The sequence below is a fragment of the Pantoea sp. X-Soil-ISGK-285 genome (assembly GCF_059730815.1).
Genome location: NZ_AP035938.1, coordinates 914558 through 930220 on the forward strand (window position 1 = coordinate 914558; position 15663 = coordinate 930220).

The following is a 15663-nucleotide window of genomic DNA, read 5'->3' on the forward strand; positions in this document are numbered from 1 at the left end:
TGTGCTTTCTGTGCCTCGCACCCCGAATTGCCGTACAGTACACTTAGCCATCGCCGTTTCTGTTGCAGGAGAAGTGAGTATGTCGAGCAAAAATCTCAGCGAGGAGTTGTTCAAACCGCGCTTTAAACATCCTGAAACCTCATCCCTGGTTCGCCGCCACCATCATGCTACTTCGGATGTCCACTCAGCCCTGGATGGTGACAGCCAGCGTGGCTGGTATCGTATGCTGAATAAGCTGATGTGGACATGGCGTGGCCTGACGCCGCAGGAGATCAGCGAAGTGCTGGCTCGGATTGCTATCAGCAATGTTGAACATACGGATGAGACGCTGCTCGACACTGTAATCGGTTTTCGCGGCGGCAACTGGCATTTCGAATGGTGTAAACAGGCGGGTATCTGGCAGCAGAAAGCGCTGGAGGCCACCGACGACAGCGAGGCGGGCGACTACTGGCTACACGCGGCGCATCTCTATAGCGTTGCGGCCTATCCCTATATAAAAGGGGATGAGCTGGCCGACCAGGCGCAGACGCTGGCGAACCGCGCCTATGAAGAGGCGACTCAACGCCTGCCGGGCGAGCTGAAACCGCTGACGTTCGCCATTCAGGGTGGCAGCCCGGTTAACGGTTTTCTGCACATGCCGCCTGACGTTGAAGCGCCTTATCCCACCGTGCTGTTCTGTGGCGCGCTCGACTCATTACAGAGCGATCACTATCGCCTGTTCCATGATTACCTTGCCCCGCGCGGCATCGCCATGCTGACCATTGATGTGCCGTCGGTAGGCAACTCGGTGAAATGGACGCTGAGTCAGGACACCAGCTTTCTGCATCAGCAGGTGCTGCGCGATCTGAAAAACGTGCCCTGGATCGACCATACCCGCGTGGCGGCGTTTGGTTATCGCTTTGGCGCTAACGTGGCCGTACGACTGGCCTATCTGGAATCGCAGCGGCTGCGTGGGGTCGCCTGTCTTGGCCCGATTGTGCATGCGCTGCTGACGCAGACAGCGTTGCAGGATGAGATCCCGGATATGTATATGGATATGCTGGCGAGCCGGCTGGGCATGGCAACCGCTTCTGACAGTGCGCTGCGTACCGAACTCAATCGATATTCGCTGAAAACTCAGGGATTGCTGGGCCGCCGGACGCCGACACCCATGCTGTCGGGCTACTGGCAAAACGATCTTTTCAGCCCGGAAGAGGAGAGCAAGCTGATCGCTAACTCTTCGTCAGATGGCAAAGCGTTGCTGATTCCGGTGAAGCCGATGATGGCCAGTTTCGACAAGGCGCTGAATGAAATTTGCGACTGGCTGGAGAAGCGTTTAAAAAGGTAACTGGCAAAATTTACAGTATTTGCTACAACTAGTAGCGGAATTCTTCCGGGCTGCCGTTAAGCGAGAAACATGACATCCCCTGGCCGTCCGGAAAATCAAGGCTGTATAGCGGTCAAAATCTATGGAGATTCAGCATGACGTTACCAAGTGGTCATCCCCGCAGTCGCCTGCTTAAGCGCTTTACGGAGCTTGGGCCTTATATTCGCGATGGGAAATGTGGCGAAACCCGGTTCTTTTTCGACTGCCTGGCTGCCTGCGTTAATGTGAAACCGGCACCGGAACTGCGTGAGTTCTGGGGCTGGTGGATGGAGCTGGAAGCGCAGGCTGACCACTTTACCTATGTCTACCATATCGGTCTGTTCGATAAAGAGGGTGACTGGTCGGTGGCAACCATCAAAGGCAAAGAGAATACGGCGCGCGTGGAAGAGACCTTACGGAATTTCCATACCCGTCTGAAAGCGATGCTGAAAGAGTTCGAGCTGGATCTGATTCCGGCCAGCGATTTCGATGAGAAACCGGTGAAGCTGAGCGCCTGATTGGGTGTTTAGAGATTAAAGGGTGAGTTAAAACGCTTGCCCACAAACTGCTGACAAATCTCAAGTAGGGTGAATCTGGCAGCAACGAATAAGCTCAACGCGCAGGGAACACGGGCAGAAGAGGAAAGCGTCCCGCGCCAGGGACGGCGCGGGCCGAGCCTGTCAAGGATGACGTCTTTTGCGTCTTTCCGATCTGACCGTGTTCCCTGCGCAGCTCGATCTCATAGCAGAGCGGGCCAGATGTTGTTAACAAGCAAAGGGCGCGTTGAAAAACGCGCCCTTTTTCATGCTCATACATTCTGTAGCTTATGCTGTCCGGCATTAGCCTGAAATCAGAACTGGTAAGTCACACCCATCGCGACCACGTCATCGTTGTTAATCGACAGCGCGTTGTCATCATCCAGCTGGTTGATTTTGTAATCAACGAAGGCAGACATATTTTTGTTGAAGTAGTAGGTCGCGCCCACGTCGATATACTTCACCAGATCCGCATCGCCGATACCGTTTTCGATATCTTTGCCTTTGGTCTGTACATAGCCAATGGAAGGACGCAGGCCGAAATCAAACTGATACTGCGCCACCAGTTCGATGTTCTGCGCTTTGTTGGCTGCGCCCGCGACGGTAGCACCGGTGTTACGGTTGGTGCCGCTGATTGGTGTCATGTTGCGGGTATCGGTATAGATCGCCGCCAGGTAGACGCTGTTGGCATCATACTTCACGCCTGCACCCCAGGAATCCGCACGGTCACCGCCGCCATAGGCGCGTGCCTGCTGCTGGTTGGTACGGTCAGAAGAGGTGATGGCACTCATCAGGCTCACACCGGAATCACCCAGGGCATAGCCCAGTGAGGCACCGTAGCCGTCGCCATTCTGACGGTTGATGTCGGTGCGGGTGTTGGCGCTGGTGGCGTCGTTTTTACCCTGATACTGCAACGCAAACTTCAGCCCATCGACCAGACCAAAGAAGTTGTTGTTACGGTAAGTCGCCACACCGGTAGCGCGCTGGGTCATAAAGTTATCGGAACGGGCTGTACCGTCACCGCCGAATTCCGGGAACACGTCGGTCCAGGCCTCAACGTCATACAGCACACCGTAGTTACGACCGTAATCGACCGAACCATACTGCGAGAATTTCAGACCAGCAAACCCAAGGCGGGTTTTGTTGCCATTGTTGGCGTCGCTGCCCTCGGAGTTATTGACGTTGTACTGATATTCCCACTGACCATAACCGGTCATCAGGTCGTTAATCTGTGTCTGACCCTTAAAGCCGATACGGGTATAGGACTTGTCTCCATCCTGGCTGGCATTATCGCTGATGTAGTGCTCAGCTTTAACTTTGCCGTATAAGTCCAGTTTGTTGCCATCTTTGTTATAGATTTCGGCAGCCTGCGCGGCAGATGCCAGCGTCAGCGTGGAGAGGATCATGGCCAGTGTGCTTTTCTTCATTTGCTATCAATCCCAATGTGAACGCCGTAAAAAAATGAAAGTTTTTGTAAAGCACGGACTTTTTACCCGTCGGCGATGAACTTTTTATGACACTTTTCATGATTTCTTGTTAACCCTGAACTTTTGGTCTACGTCCTTGTCCGCGTAAATTCGTGCTTTTCCCCCGCTGGCTGTTGGCTTCCTTATCGACTCCTGTTAAAACGTCCTTTCGTAAAAATTTTTCACTACGGCAGGAAATATGAGTGGCAGTCAGACCTTAGTGGTCAAGTTGGGTACCAGCGTTCTCACCGGCGGCTCCCGCCGGCTGAATCGGGCGCACATGGTGGAACTGGTTCGTCAGTGTGCGCAGCAGCACGCGGCGGGCCACCGCATTGTGATTGTGACCTCTGGCGCGATGGCCGCCGGACGCGAACATCTGGGTTACCCCGAACTGCCGCCCACCATCGCCTCAAAGCAGCTGCTGGCTGCGGTGGGGCAGAGCCGTCTGATTCAGCTGTGGGAACAGTTGTTCTCAATCTACGGTATCCATATTGGTCAGATGTTGCTGACCCGTGCCGACATGGAAGATCGCGAGCGCTTCCTGAATGCCCGCGACACGCTGCGCGCGCTGCTGGATAACCACATTGTGCCGGTGATCAATGAGAACGATGCCGTCGCCACCGCTGAAATCAAAGTGGGTGACAACGACAATCTCTCGGCGCTGGCGGCGATGCTCGGCGGTGCCGACAAGCTGCTGCTGCTGACCGACCAGCAGGGACTGTTCACCGCCGATCCGCGTAACAATCCTGAGGCTGAGCTGATCAGTGATGTCCATGTGATTGATGATGCGTTGCGTGCCCTGGCGGGCGACAGCGTATCGGGTCTCGGCACCGGTGGCATGTCGACCAAGCTTCAGGCGGCGGATGTCGCCTGCCGCGCCGGTATCGATGTGATCATCGCCTCAGGCAGTCGCAGCGGCGTGATCAGCGATGTCATTGACGGTAAGCCGGTCGGTACGCGCTTTCATGCGCAGCAATCGCCGCTGGAAAATCGTAAACGCTGGATTTTCGGTGCGCCTCCGGCAGGTGAACTCACCGTCGATGATGGTGCGCTGGCAGCAATTATTGAACGCGGCAGTTCGCTGCTACCGAAAGGGATCCGTGCTATCCAGGGGAATTTCTCACGTGGGGAAGTGATCCGTATCCGCAGTTTGCAGGGCAGGGATATCGCGCATGGTGTTTCACGCTACAACAGCGACGCGATGCGGATGATTGCCGGTCATCACAGCCAGCAGATCAGCGAAATCCTGGGCTATGAATATGGCCCGGTGGCGGTTCACCGCGACGACATGATCGTCAGTTAAGGAGCGGACAATGCTTGAAGAGATGGGAAAAGCGGCGCGCGCCGCAGCTTACACCGTGGCCGATCTGTCGACGGCAGAGAAAAATCAGGTTCTGATGACTATTGCCGACCGTCTGGAGGCGGAAAGCGCAGACATTCTGGCGGCCAATGAGCTGGATTTAGCCGATGCGCGTCAGAACGGTATGAGCGCCGCGCTGCTGGACCGGCTGACACTCAATCCGCAACGCCTCGGCAGCATCGCCAGCGATGTGCGCCAGGTCTGCCAGTTGGCCGATCCGGTTGGACAGCTAATTGACGGCGGTCAGCTCGACAGCGGGCTGCGCATTGAGCGTCGTCGCGTGCCGCTGGGCGTGGTGGCCGTAATCTACGAGGCGCGTCCCAATGTCACGGTGGACGTCGCCACTCTGTGCCTGAAAACCGGCAACGCCGCCATTCTGCGCGGCGGTAAAGAGACCTGGCGCACCAATGCGGCCACGGTACGAGTGATCCAGAACGCGCTCAAACAGCACGGTCTGCCTGCGGCGATCGTTCAGGCGATCGAAAATCCGGATCGCGAGCTGGTGAATCAGCTACTGAAGCTGGATCGCTACGTCGATATGCTGATCCCGCGTGGCGGAGCCGGGCTGCACAAGCTGTGCCGGGAAAACTCCACTATTCCGGTGATTACCGGCGGCATCGGCGTTTGTCATATCTATATTGATGAGACGATGGAGATCGAACCGGCACTTGATCTGATCGTCAACGCCAAGAAACAGCGCCCCAGCGCCTGTAACTCACTGGAGACGCTGCTGGTGGATCAGGCGATTGCCGATCGTTTCCTGCCCGCCTTTAGCGCGCGTATGGCACAGGAAGCGATTGCGCTGCATGCTGACAGCAACGTGCTGGCGCAGCTGCAGCAAGGCCCGGCATCGGTCACGCAGGTGAATCCGCAGCAGTACAATGATGAGTGGCTGTCGCTGGATCTTAACGTCAAATTAGTGGCGGATATGGATGAGGCGATCGATCATATTCGTACGCATGGCACGCAGCACTCGGATGCCATCCTGACCCGTAATACCCGCAACGCCGCGCGTTTTGTCCGTCAGGTCGACTCCTCAGCGGTCTATGTCAACGCAAGCACCCGCTTCACCGATGGCGGACAGTTTGGCCTGGGTGCCGAAGTGGCGGTCAGTACACAGAAACTGCATGCTCGTGGCCCGATGGGATTAGAGGCGCTGACGACCTATAAATGGATAGCATGGGGCGACGATACGCTCCGGCCATAACTGCCATAATTTTTAACAAAGCGGGAGTCTTTCAGAGACTCCCTTTTTTTTTAGCTCCATTTTCCGGTCCATTGAAAGATAGAGTTTTCTGCGCATCAGCTTAATTTCCGTTCCGGTCTCGTCACTACTGGCCATTATTCTGGCTGATATTCACGCAATTTTTTACGGAACATTCCTGAAAGCCGGGGCTGTACGCGGCCTGAGGCAATATTTTTTGTCCAGCCGTGGGCTGAAGCGGATAATGATTATCAGGAATGCTTGATAAAGCGGTTAGGTAGTAAACGAGCGGTAATATAAAATGAACTGGTAGCAATAATGAAAATAACATCCAGTATCTCTTCTATGGCTGATTATTAACTAATGGTTAAAAAAGAAAGTACAAGACAAGCTTTCACCGCCAGGCTGATAGCGGCCTGTGAGAGTGCCGGCATTGCCGGACATGGACGAAACAAACAGGTTGCCAGGGCTCTGCAGCAGCAAGGCTGTAAGATTTCAACGCCGGGAGTGTGGAAGTGGTTTAACGCGCAGTCAGTGCCGGATGGCGGCAATTTACTGGCTCTCAGCCAGCTGCTGGGCGTCAGGGTTGAGTGGCTGCAATACGGTATGGAACAACCTGCTGAACCGGTGACGCTAAGTGCGCTCACCGGTCAGAAGAATGTGTTTCGGATTGATAGCCTCGACATTGGTCAGCGAAGTGCTGCAGGCCTGCCCGCGCGTGATGAGTTTGTCGAGACTATCCAGGCGATCGAATATGGTCTGGATGAGGCGCGGGTGCTGTTCAACGGGCGCCCGGCGGAAAACATCCGGTTAATCGCTATCAACAGTGACTCCATGGCTGACACCTTTGCACCGCGCGATCAGCTGTTTGTGGATATCAGCGTGCGGATGTTCGACGGCGACGGCATCTATATTTTCACCCTCGATGAGCAGCTCTATCTCAAGCGCCTGCAGCTGCAGCATAAGAAAATCGCTGTAATATCAGATAATAAGCGCTATGAAACCTGGTATCTCAATCATGATGACGTCACCAGCCTGAAGGTACTGGCCAAAGTGATCATGAGCCAGGCGCGACATTATCAAATCCTCGGTTAAGGCCACTTCTGCCGGTTTTTTCAGGAAGGCTGAAAAAAAAATAATCGGCATAAATTCATAAATTTAACCAGCGGTAAATAAAAAATTAACCAACAGTGTTTGATAAAGCATAAGAACCTGTTAATAATTTGGATATGGATGAACGAAGCAGTTCTTTCAGGGACGAGCCGCTCTTAAACAATTGAGGCGCTGCACAAGCGCGAATCATACCACCACAAAGTTAGTGAACTTTGGGATGGGGTGGATGCGCAAAATGCAGCGTCGTCAGATGCCGTTTATTTCCCCTCGCTTACTTTCCACCTGACTGCTAATGCAGCCGGGCGGTAAGCGTGCGACCGTGATACGCGACATTCGGGCCCGTTCGGTTCGCCGAAAGCTCGCGCCTGCCACCCCATCGCCAAAGACTCATTCACAGGAGGAGTTATGGCGATAATTCACTATGGCAAAAGCGTTTTTATAGGCAACGCACGTACTCGTCGCCACCGGCGGCGCCAACCTCTCAGCAGCCTGACACAGAGCATCGACGAGGCCCTGAACTTCCCAACTGAAACACCCACCCTGAGACGTGCAGAGCAAATCTGCCAGCGTCAGGTCGCCCCGCGCGTTGACCGCGCAATTACTGCACCCCGCGTCACCAGTCAGGAAACACCCAGTTTCGACAATTGCTGTCTTCCGCACGTTCATCTCTACGCCGTGAGCTGAAACGCGCAGAAAACGCATTTTTCCGTTCCGGCTAACTCTTCGCTTTCTCCAGTTCTCACTGGGCGCAATTTGCTGAATTACTGTTCAGTTTTGCTGCAGGGTCAGTAAGGCCTTCTGCTGCGCCGTGCTGAGTAATGATCAGCGAGCGTTATGTATTTCTTTTCACAAGGCTGAGTTGCTTTAACCCGTCATTGAGGAGTCGTTATGAGCCAGATAATCGCAGTACTGAATTTTGAAGAGGGGTATGTCGACACGCCCTATCTCGACACGCTGGGCTTTCCCACGGTGGCCGGCGGCATTCGCATTGGACCCAAGGGGGCGTCTCTGAGTAATTACGCTTTCCGCGTGCCACGGCGCGTCGGTGATGTCTGGAAGCAGTGCATTCTTGAAAACAAAATTCAGGAGATGCAGGGCAGGGAGCTGCTGCGTAATGCGCTGGCGAAGTGCAACGACGCCCGCACCGACGTGCTGCTGAGCATGGCTTATCAGCTGGGCGTCGAGGGCGTCCTGCAGTTCAAAAACATGCTCAGCGCGATCGTGGCTGAACAGTTTAATGATGCGGCTGACGCGATGATGAACAGCCTCTGGGCCCGTCAGACGCCGGGCCGCGCCAGACGTCACGCGGAGATGATGCGCAGCGGAACCTATGCGGTTTACAGGGGGTTGCTATGAGAGGGTTGATGTTTCTCACCGCCGTGCTGACGGCAATCATCATTCTGCTGCTGCTGCAGCGCTTTACCACCCTCCAGTTTGTCTCTCATGCCCGTCTGCTTTTCAAAACCTGGTCTGTCTGGCTTGCGTCGCTGGGTTCCATGCTCAGCGCCTGGGCGCAGTCGTTTCCTTCTGCCGCCGTTGATGCCTGGAGCGCACTGCCCGAAGACGTTAAAGCGATTCTGCCGCACAACTACCTCGGGCTGGTGGGCGCCTTCATGGTGGCGATGGGGGTGATTGCACAATTTGTTCGTCAGAAAAACCTGCTCAATGCGAAGGAGCAGTCTCAAGGAGCGAAGCCATGACTCTGATTACCACCTTACTGGGCGGCAGCTGGCACTGGCTCGCCGCGCTGGCTGGCGTCATTGCGGCACTGGCCGCCAGTTATTTCGGCGGCAAGAAAATCGGCAAAGTGCAGCAAAAAGCGCGTTCTGACGTCGATAACGCGCAACAGGAGGCGTCCCGCGTCACCGCGGTGGCGCAACAGCAACAACATAACCGCGAGGAGGCTAACCGTGTGGCGACTGACAACCATAGCCTTGATGACGCTGCTGCTCGCGACAAGCTGCAGCAGTCGAAATACCACAAACCCTGAGCCGGTGGCGATCACCGACTCTGCCTGCGTACTTTTTTCCCCTCTTTATACCTACGGCGATGACGCGCAAAAAATGGACGTTCGTACGGTGCGCGCCATCAACACCCACAACGACATGTGGGACTCCCTTTGCGGCCATCCGGCTGCGGCTAAGTAGTGCGCTGATTTCAGCGCGATATCTCTATGATCCTGAGGAGGATTCTATGATCGAAGTTAACTCTTTTGCTGAACTGCGTACCACTATTCCACCAAAATCAGGTGAAGTCGCGAGCCTTAAACGCTATTACGATAAGGATTCCAGCTTCCGTGGTGGCGCAGACTTTGTTGGTTTCCTCAGCACCACTCCGCTGAAAGATGATGGCGGTACGGTGGCGGTGGGTAACGGTTTCTACTGGAAGCGCACCATCAACGATCCCGCCGAAGTAAACATTCTGCACTTTGGCGCGAAAGGGGATGGCGTGACCGATGACACTGAAGCCTTTAAGCGGATGCTGGCATGGACACAATCCTACAACGCCTACGCGAAAGCCATTCCGGTGCGTTTTCCGGGGGGCCGCTTCCTGATTTCACCCATCGATATCAGCGATACGGAGTTGTCGTTTTTTGGTCTGGCAGGCGATGATATCGAGCTCGGCTCGGCACCGCGCACCACCATTGTTTCTGATAAAAGCGCGAATACCGTGTTTAAGGTTAATGCGCGTCGAATCGTCATTAAAGGCATCTGCTGGCATGGACAGGCTAACGCCGGGACTGTCGACACCGCGGCCAAAGTCACCGTCACGCCTGAACAGTGCAGTAACACGCAGCCGTTCTTTGAAAATACCATTGTCGGAGGCCAGATCGTCAATATCTTCTGCTTCAAGGCGCAAAGTACCGGGGGAACCGTCTTTAAGCTGCAGGATACGCTCGACAGTAAGTTCGATCAGATTTACAGCTCCAATACCTTTTCACGGGTGTTTGATGTCGGCTGGTCAAACACACCGAAGGGGAACTGGGACCACTCAACCGCCATTGAGCTGTGTAATGCCAACTTCCAGTCGGGCTATGGCGACGCGACGCTCTATATGCCACGCGTCACACAGGGAGTGATGCGCAACGTCTGGATTGAGCACACGACTAACCCAGGAGATCTGTCGGATGGCGGCTGGAACATCGAAACGCTCAACATTGAAGATTGCGGCACGCCGCTCAATCTCAATAATGCCCGCGTGGTGATGCGTCATATCAACCTGCAGGCGGGGGCGAAAATCACCAATGATCTGGCCGGAAGTAAGTGGTTATCGACCTTCGAATATGGCTATCGTCGGGATGAGAACTACGGCACGTTCATGACCGGTTCGCTGCGTGCCGGCTACTACAGCGGCTATAAAGTGGTGAACAACACCGATACCGACAACTGGTATCGGCTGGGGCAGCTCTATTTCCCGGCGCCTAACCAGCAATGGGTAATGGAGCTGATCGGGAAAGCGGATGCGACCACGCCCTCCGGCACCGCCGGTTCGCCGGTTAATGTGGTGGGCACCGGTAAAACCCTGATCAACCTCCAGCGACTGGAGACGGTCTGGGCCGATGCTTACCATATGGGTCAGCCTTCCGTACTGGACATTCGTTATGGCCGGGTAGGGACCACCTATGCCGTAATCTGGGTCAAGCTGAGAGCGAACAGCGGCGAAACCATGTTCAACCTGAAGACGACCGGTCCGACCCGCTTCGATACCGGCTCCTGCTCGCTGTTCCAGGCTGATATGTCGGTGGTTACGGATATCACCAAAATCAGCAACCTGAAACCCGCTGCACGTTTTGGTATGCACAATGGGCTGGCGGGCATCGGGGCCAACGAAAAAGGGGTGGTTACGCTGGCTACCGCTGCGGGTACGCCGACTAATAAGACCGCTCCGACCGGATTTGTGCTGATCAATATCAACGGCGTTGACCGTAAGGTTCCTTACTACGATTAATGATCGGCATGTTTTGGGCGAGGCTCCGGCCTCGCCCTTTTTTGATCTGACATTATCTCCGCTTCTTTTTACGTCGCCAGAAAAGTCACCGCTGCACTGTGAAGCCAGACAGTCTCCCTGACACAGCCTTTCGCCTTCATCCTCGTCAACGGGCTGATTGCGATTAATTTGAATTACGGCTTGCGTCACTTTAAGAAGTGTGGCCTAATGAATCGTCGGTTTGATTAACAGACACTATCAAAGTAAGTAACCAAAGCAGTTCTCATCTCTAAGTTTGTCGCGAGACATCCCTTCTTTTTGAGTCTTCTCTTACGTTCTGATTAAAATCTGTTCTCAGGCCATTATGTATGCCGGAAGGCTCGATATATTAAGGATTTAAGCATGTCTAACAAAATTCGCGGTACCGTTAAATGGTTTAACGCAGAGAAAGGCTTCGGTTTCATCTCTCCTGCAGACGGCAGCAAAGATGTATTCGTACATTTCTCTGCAATCCAGGGCACCGATTTCCGTTCATTAGATGAAGGTCAGCAAGTTGAATTCACAGTAGAAAATGGCGCCAAAGGCCCAGCTGCTGCGAACGTTGTTGGTCTCTAAGGACTGAAAATTACTTTTAAATGTCCTCACTGTAGTGGCTCACAGTTTCGTACATCACATTTTGATGTTACAAGAGCCAACCCGCATGGAGCGAAATGCATTTTCTGCAAATCTGTCGTGGTTCAGGTGAACCTGGCAAGGATTGCAATTCAGAGCCAGCTTCGCGCTCTCTGATTAAGGCTAGTGAGCTTTATAGCGTTGTTGCATTTACAGTAATAAAAGGCTGCCTCTGGCAGCCTTTTTTGTTTCTGCGTTTCTCCCTTCTTAAACCTCAAACCTTTGCCTCTTTACCTTCCTGTTTACTTTCACTTTCCCTGTTTAACTTTTACCGCTAACCGCTAACCGCTAACCGCTAACCGCTAACCGCTAACCGCTAACCGCTAACCGCTCTGTTGCCTGTAACGTATCCGCTCTTATCGTCACCATTCTTAAACTGGCCCGCCGAAGCAGGCCGTTGAGAGGGATTAACGCAGTACGGGTTGCAGTGAGAGCTTGCCGGTATTAAATACGCTCATCGCCTGTGCCATACGCTCTGCCTGATCCTGCAGCGCTTGTGAGGCGGCTGACGCTTCCTGTACCAGCGCGGCGTTTTGCTGCGTCACCGCTTCCATCTGGGTAATCGCCTGATTGATTTCATTGATGCCGCTGCTCTGCTCGCTGCTGGCAATGGTGATTTCGCTCATGATGTTTGCCACGCTCTGCACGCTGTTCACCACTTCGCCGATAGTTGAACCGGCGTGTGTCACCAGCTTGCTGCCTTCATCGACTTTAGCGACGGAATCTTCAATCAGTACCTTAATCTCTTTGGCCGCTGAGGCTGAGCGCTGCGCCAGATTACGCACTTCACTCGCCACCACCGCAAAGCCACGACCCTGTTCACCCGCGCGTGCCGCTTCAACGGCGGCGTTCAGGGAGAGAATATTGGTCTGGAAGGCGATGGAGTCGATAACGCTGATGATATCGACAATTTTTCGTGAGGAGAGGGCGATCGCTTCCATCTTCTCAATGACCTGCTCCATTACCACGCCACCTTCACGCGCCACGCTGGAAGTGGTTGAAACCAGGTGATTGGCTTCACGCGCGTTGTCGGCATTGTGTTTCACGGTCGACGTCATCTGCTCCATGGCAGAGGCGGTCTCTTCCAGCGAACTGGCCTGCTGTTCGGTTCGGGTCGAAAGATCAAGGTTCCCGCTGGAGATCTGATTAGAGGCCACCGCAATAGTGTCGGAACCGGTACGCACTTCAGTCACAATCGACAGCAGATTATCGTTCATCCGTTGCAGCGCCTGCATCAGGACGCCGGTTTCATCGCGTGAGGTCACCTGCATCTGTGAACTCAAATCGCCTGCGGCAACGCGTTCAGCAACGTCAACCGCTGCAACCAGCGGACGCACAATAGAACGGGTCAGGAAGTAGCCCAGCAGAATAGACGCCAGAATCGCCAGCGCGGAGAAAATCAGCGTAATGGAGATAGCCGACTGACCATTTTCCACAATACCCTGACCTTCACTGCGCAACTGTGCGTCCTGAGAGTTGGCAAAATCCACGGCATCCTGAAGGAATTTGTTCTGGGTGGCGGTCATCGATTTCAGGACATAGGTGCTGGCAGCCTCAAAATCGCCCGCCTTCACCAGGGTGATCAGCTCTGCTTTAACTTTCTCAAAAGCCTGCGAAGAGGCCAGCAGACCGGCGATCTTTTTCTTGCCGACGGGCGTGACCTGAATATATTCGATCCTTTTCATTGCGCTGTTGGTGCGTTGCGTGGCTTCATCCAGCTGACCATAACGCTTCACATTCATTTCCGGACGTGTCGTGTCGATCACCATGCCGCGCAGGTATTTGATCTGATCGTTGACGCCATCGCGCACATCAAATGCCAGTCGTACTTTCACATAACGATCGTCAACGATCGAGGCGATCGCCGTATTAATGCTGTTAATCCTGGTTATGGATGTCACGCCAATCACTATCAGTAACGTCACAATAATACCGAAGGCTGCTGCGAGCCGCATTCCCACCTTCATATTCTTGATACTGAACATGTTCTCTTCCCCGTTTTATTATTAATCAATTTGTTAGCAACACTCAGGTTTCCTGCTGTTGTGCGCAGTGCCTTGCTGATGTCTGTGGTCACAGCCTCAGGCAAAAAGGTGATCTCGCGCATACTGTTATCGGAGCACGAAGTTGTACCTTTAATAATTTTTAAGTAATAACGCCGGGTGAATAAATAGTCAGTAAAAATCATCAGAAACGGTTAAGTAATAACCAGATGAAATTCAGACAAAAAAAAGGGCTGTCAGCAGTGATGCTGACAGCCCGATCCAGACAAGGATGAATGGATTCAGAAAACTAAGAAGTAGAGGCCTGTCCAGAACGCGACGCTTAATGTGACGGCGCTAATCCAGGCCAGCTGGCGTAAACGGCCACGCAGCACCTTTTGACGGGAAGGCGTAACAGGTGCAGGCGTAACGGGTAAAGTTTCAATGTGCATAGTCGGTTCCTGATCAGGTCAGCCATTCTGCTGGCTAAAAAGTAAAAGCGTGCCGGGCATTCTTAGCGGCCCGCATTCGCTTAGCGGGCAGTGTCGAGAACGTTGAAAATCACGTCTGACAGCTCATTCAACTCAAACTTTGCCACATAGCCATCGGCACCCACTTTGCGCACGTGATCTTCGTTGGCGCTGCCAGAGAGTGAGGAGTGAATGACGACCGGCAGAGCCTTGAGGATCGGGTCACGCTTGATGTTGCGGGTCAGCGTAAAACCATCCATCTCAGGCATTTCCAGATCGGTCAGCACCAGGGCGATTTTGTCGTGAATCGATTCGCCGGCAGCCTGCGCTTCCTGGCTCATCAATTTAATTTTTTCCCAGGCATCCAGACCGGTGTTAAACATCAGCGCCGGAATGCCCATACTCTTCAGACCCTGCTCCAGCAGCTGACGTGCGACTTTGGAATCTTCTGCCACAATCGCCACCGCACCTGGGCGGTAGTTGAAGGCACGCGGTCTGGCCGCTTCCGGTTCGACGCCGCGCACCGATGGGATGATGTCATACAGGATTTGCTCAACGTCCAGCACCATCGCCAGCTCGTTGCTCTGCTTGTCACTGTCCAGGCAGGCGATGCTGGTAATGTTGCGGCCGCCGATACCGGCTTCGGCGGTATGCACCTGGCTCCAGTCGAGACGCACAATGTTCTCGACTGACTCTACGGCAAACGCCTGGGTGTTACGGGCATACTCGGTAACCAGCAGCAGGTTAAGACCGGTTTCCGGCACACAACCCGCCACGGCAGGCAGGTCGATGACCGGAATGAACTGGCCACGAATACTTGCCATACCCAGCAGCGGCGAACGCATGCCTGCGGCTTTGGTGATAGTTGGCATCGGCACAATTTCACGCAGCTTGAAGACGTTAATGCCAAACAGTTCAGACTTGCCTTTCAGCTGATCGGAACCTAAGCGAAACAGCAGCAGCTCAAACTTATTCGATAACGCGAGGTTCGCTCTCTCATCGATCTCTTTCTGAAAATTATCCATGGTTGCCTCTGCATTAACGCAGCTGGTGAAATAGGGTGTGAACAGGTTATCGGCAGCAAATAGAAAAAAGTGAGAAGAGAAGGGTGAAATAAAACGGACGCCAATTAATGTGCCAGGATTAACCCTGAAGGTTCAACATGGACACCTTTCCAATAAAGGAGTGTGAAATGAAAAAAGTGATTTTGGCGTCGTTGCTGGTGATGATGAGTGCGGGTGTTTCGGCCGAAGAGGGCGGATACAAAGCGGGCGATACGCCGCCACCGCAACACAAGCAGGATGCCGGCTATAAAGGTTCAGAAGATACCGGTCAGACGCATATTGATCAGATCCGCGATTTCCGTCAGGGCGGATATGTGACGCTGGAAGGTTACATCCTGAAGAAAGAGCAGGGCGAACGGTATCAGTTCCGTGACAACACCGGCACCTTACCGATTATCGCGCCGAAGAAGACCTTTGATGGTAAAACCTACACCGCAGAAGACAAAGTACGCGTCAGTGGCAAGGTACAGGGCAAAGGGGATAAAACCACGCTGCATGTGACCCAAATCGAAGAGCCGTAACAA

General features: G+C 53.8%; 17 protein-coding genes. 13 read left to right on the top strand and 4 right to left on the bottom strand.

The features are described from left to right. Positions 1-79 precede the first annotated feature (79 nt). Positions 80-1327, top strand: a complete 1248-nt coding sequence (frsA, locus tag AC6I8B_RS04165) for an esterase FrsA (RefSeq protein ID WP_061901724.1) — start codon at positions 80-82, stop codon at positions 1325-1327. Positions 1328-1461: 134 nt separating this feature from the next. Next, positions 1462-1863: a sigma factor-binding protein Crl gene (gene crl / locus AC6I8B_RS04170; protein WP_003851176.1), complete on the top strand. Its 402-nt coding sequence runs from the start codon at positions 1462-1464 to the stop codon at positions 1861-1863. Between the two features lie 332 nt (positions 1864-2195). Here crl and ompC read toward each other — a convergent pair whose 3' ends face one another. Next, positions 2196-3308: a porin OmpC gene (ompC, locus tag AC6I8B_RS04175; protein ID WP_010255197.1), complete on the bottom strand. Its 1113-nt coding sequence runs from the start codon at positions 3306-3308 to the stop codon at positions 2196-2198. Positions 3309-3546: 238 nt separating this feature from the next. On the opposite strand from ompC, the gene proB reads away from it, so the two are divergent. The 10 genes from proB to ymcF all read left to right on the top strand — a co-directional run bounded on the left by proB (position 3547) and on the right by ymcF (position 11740). Continuing rightward, positions 3547-4650, top strand: a complete 1104-nt coding sequence (gene proB / locus AC6I8B_RS04180; protein WP_010255198.1) for a glutamate 5-kinase — start codon at positions 3547-3549, stop codon at positions 4648-4650. A gap of 10 nt (positions 4651-4660) precedes the next feature. Then, the gene (gene proA, locus AC6I8B_RS04185; protein ID WP_033766601.1) at positions 4661-5914 is read left to right on the top strand and encodes a glutamate-5-semialdehyde dehydrogenase; all 1254 of its coding nucleotides are present in this window, start codon (positions 4661-4663) and stop codon (positions 5912-5914) included. Positions 5915-6274: 360 nt separating this feature from the next. Then, the gene (locus AC6I8B_RS04190; protein ID WP_010255201.1) at positions 6275-7006 is read left to right on the top strand and encodes a S24 family peptidase; all 732 of its coding nucleotides are present in this window, start codon (positions 6275-6277) and stop codon (positions 7004-7006) included. Between the two features lie 423 nt (positions 7007-7429). Next, positions 7430-7708: a transcriptional antitermination N peptide gene (locus AC6I8B_RS04195; RefSeq protein WP_071785064.1), complete on the top strand. Its 279-nt coding sequence runs from the start codon at positions 7430-7432 to the stop codon at positions 7706-7708. 204 nt (positions 7709-7912) lie between these two features. Next, complete coding sequence (locus tag AC6I8B_RS04200) at positions 7913-8380, top strand: glycoside hydrolase family protein (protein WP_010255203.1); 468 nt, start codon at positions 7913-7915, stop codon at positions 8378-8380. Next, positions 8377-8724 carry a DUF7940 domain-containing protein gene (locus AC6I8B_RS04205; RefSeq protein WP_157351603.1) on the top strand — a complete coding sequence of 116 codons (348 nt, stop codon included), beginning with the start codon at positions 8377-8379 and terminating at the stop codon, positions 8722-8724. Before AC6I8B_RS04200 ends, AC6I8B_RS04205 begins: the two co-directional genes overlap by 4 nt. Further along, positions 8721-9014, top strand: coding sequence for a hypothetical protein (locus AC6I8B_RS04210; RefSeq protein WP_033766602.1), 294 nt, complete (start codon positions 8721-8723; stop codon positions 9012-9014). The genes AC6I8B_RS04205 and AC6I8B_RS04210 overlap by 4 nt, the downstream gene beginning before the upstream one ends. Positions 9015-9217: 203 nt before the next feature. After that, on the top strand, positions 9218-10972 hold the full coding sequence (locus AC6I8B_RS04215) for a putative phage tail protein (RefSeq protein WP_157351605.1): 1755 nt from the start codon (positions 9218-9220) through the stop codon (positions 10970-10972). A 381-nt stretch (positions 10973-11353) separates the two neighbouring features. Beyond that, complete coding sequence (gene cspE / locus AC6I8B_RS04220; protein ID WP_003854408.1) at positions 11354-11566, top strand: transcription antiterminator/RNA stability regulator CspE; 213 nt, start codon at positions 11354-11356, stop codon at positions 11564-11566. A 3-nt stretch (positions 11567-11569) separates the two neighbouring features. Continuing rightward, entirely contained in the window at positions 11570-11740 is a 171-nt protein-coding gene (gene ymcF / locus AC6I8B_RS04225; RefSeq protein WP_085978710.1) for a cold shock small protein YmcF, read from the top strand. A gap of 290 nt (positions 11741-12030) precedes the next feature. Here the strand turns inward: ymcF and AC6I8B_RS04230 are convergent, their stop codons facing one another. The 3 genes from AC6I8B_RS04230 to AC6I8B_RS04240 all read right to left on the bottom strand — a co-directional run bounded on the left by AC6I8B_RS04230 (position 12031) and on the right by AC6I8B_RS04240 (position 15100). Next, on the bottom strand, positions 12031-13608 hold the full coding sequence (locus AC6I8B_RS04230; RefSeq protein ID WP_497817589.1) for a methyl-accepting chemotaxis protein: 1578 nt from the start codon (positions 13606-13608) through the stop codon (positions 12031-12033). Positions 13609-13907: 299 nt separating this feature from the next. After that, positions 13908-14057 carry a hypothetical protein gene (locus AC6I8B_RS04235; RefSeq protein WP_186437059.1) on the bottom strand — a complete coding sequence of 50 codons (150 nt, stop codon included), beginning with the start codon at positions 14055-14057 and terminating at the stop codon, positions 13908-13910. An 80-nt stretch (positions 14058-14137) separates the two neighbouring features. Further along, a complete protein-coding gene (locus tag AC6I8B_RS04240) occupies positions 14138-15100 on the bottom strand; it encodes a chemotaxis protein (protein WP_010255217.1) in 963 nt (320 codons plus the stop codon). Between the two features lie 167 nt (positions 15101-15267). Here AC6I8B_RS04240 and AC6I8B_RS04245 point away from each other — a divergent pair, with 167 nt between their 5' ends. Further along, positions 15268-15660, top strand: a complete 393-nt coding sequence (locus AC6I8B_RS04245) for a YgiW/YdeI family stress tolerance OB fold protein (protein ID WP_033785405.1) — start codon at positions 15268-15270, stop codon at positions 15658-15660. Positions 15661-15663 lie beyond the last annotated feature (3 nt).

Coding starts and splice junctions, on each gene's coding strand:
- cspE (WP_003854408.1), top strand. CDS start 11,354: ATGTCTAACAAAATTCGCGGTACCGTTAAATGGTTTAACGCAGAGAAA.
- crl (WP_003851176.1), top strand. CDS start 1,462: ATGACGTTACCAAGTGGTCATCCCCGCAGTCGCCTGCTTAAGCGCTTT.
- AC6I8B_RS04215 (WP_157351605.1), top strand. CDS start 9,218: ATGATCGAAGTTAACTCTTTTGCTGAACTGCGTACCACTATTCCACCA.
- AC6I8B_RS04245 (WP_033785405.1), top strand. CDS start 15,268: ATGAAAAAAGTGATTTTGGCGTCGTTGCTGGTGATGATGAGTGCGGGT.
- AC6I8B_RS04210 (WP_033766602.1), top strand. CDS start 8,721: ATGACTCTGATTACCACCTTACTGGGCGGCAGCTGGCACTGGCTCGCC.
- AC6I8B_RS04190 (WP_010255201.1), top strand. CDS start 6,275: ATGGTTAAAAAAGAAAGTACAAGACAAGCTTTCACCGCCAGGCTGATA.
- proA (WP_033766601.1), top strand. CDS start 4,661: ATGCTTGAAGAGATGGGAAAAGCGGCGCGCGCCGCAGCTTACACCGTG.
- AC6I8B_RS04235 (WP_186437059.1), bottom strand. CDS start 14,057: ATGCACATTGAAACTTTACCCGTTACGCCTGCACCTGTTACGCCTTCC.
- AC6I8B_RS04230 (WP_497817589.1), bottom strand. CDS start 13,608: ATGTTCAGTATCAAGAATATGAAGGTGGGAATGCGGCTCGCAGCAGCC.
- AC6I8B_RS04200 (WP_010255203.1), top strand. CDS start 7,913: ATGAGCCAGATAATCGCAGTACTGAATTTTGAAGAGGGGTATGTCGAC.
- ompC (WP_010255197.1), bottom strand. CDS start 3,308: ATGAAGAAAAGCACACTGGCCATGATCCTCTCCACGCTGACGCTGGCA.
- AC6I8B_RS04195 (WP_071785064.1), top strand. CDS start 7,430: ATGGCGATAATTCACTATGGCAAAAGCGTTTTTATAGGCAACGCACGT.
- frsA (WP_061901724.1), top strand. CDS start 80: ATGTCGAGCAAAAATCTCAGCGAGGAGTTGTTCAAACCGCGCTTTAAA.
- proB (WP_010255198.1), top strand. CDS start 3,547: ATGAGTGGCAGTCAGACCTTAGTGGTCAAGTTGGGTACCAGCGTTCTC.
- AC6I8B_RS04205 (WP_157351603.1), top strand. CDS start 8,377: ATGAGAGGGTTGATGTTTCTCACCGCCGTGCTGACGGCAATCATCATT.
- AC6I8B_RS04240 (WP_010255217.1), bottom strand. CDS start 15,100: ATGGATAATTTTCAGAAAGAGATCGATGAGAGAGCGAACCTCGCGTTA.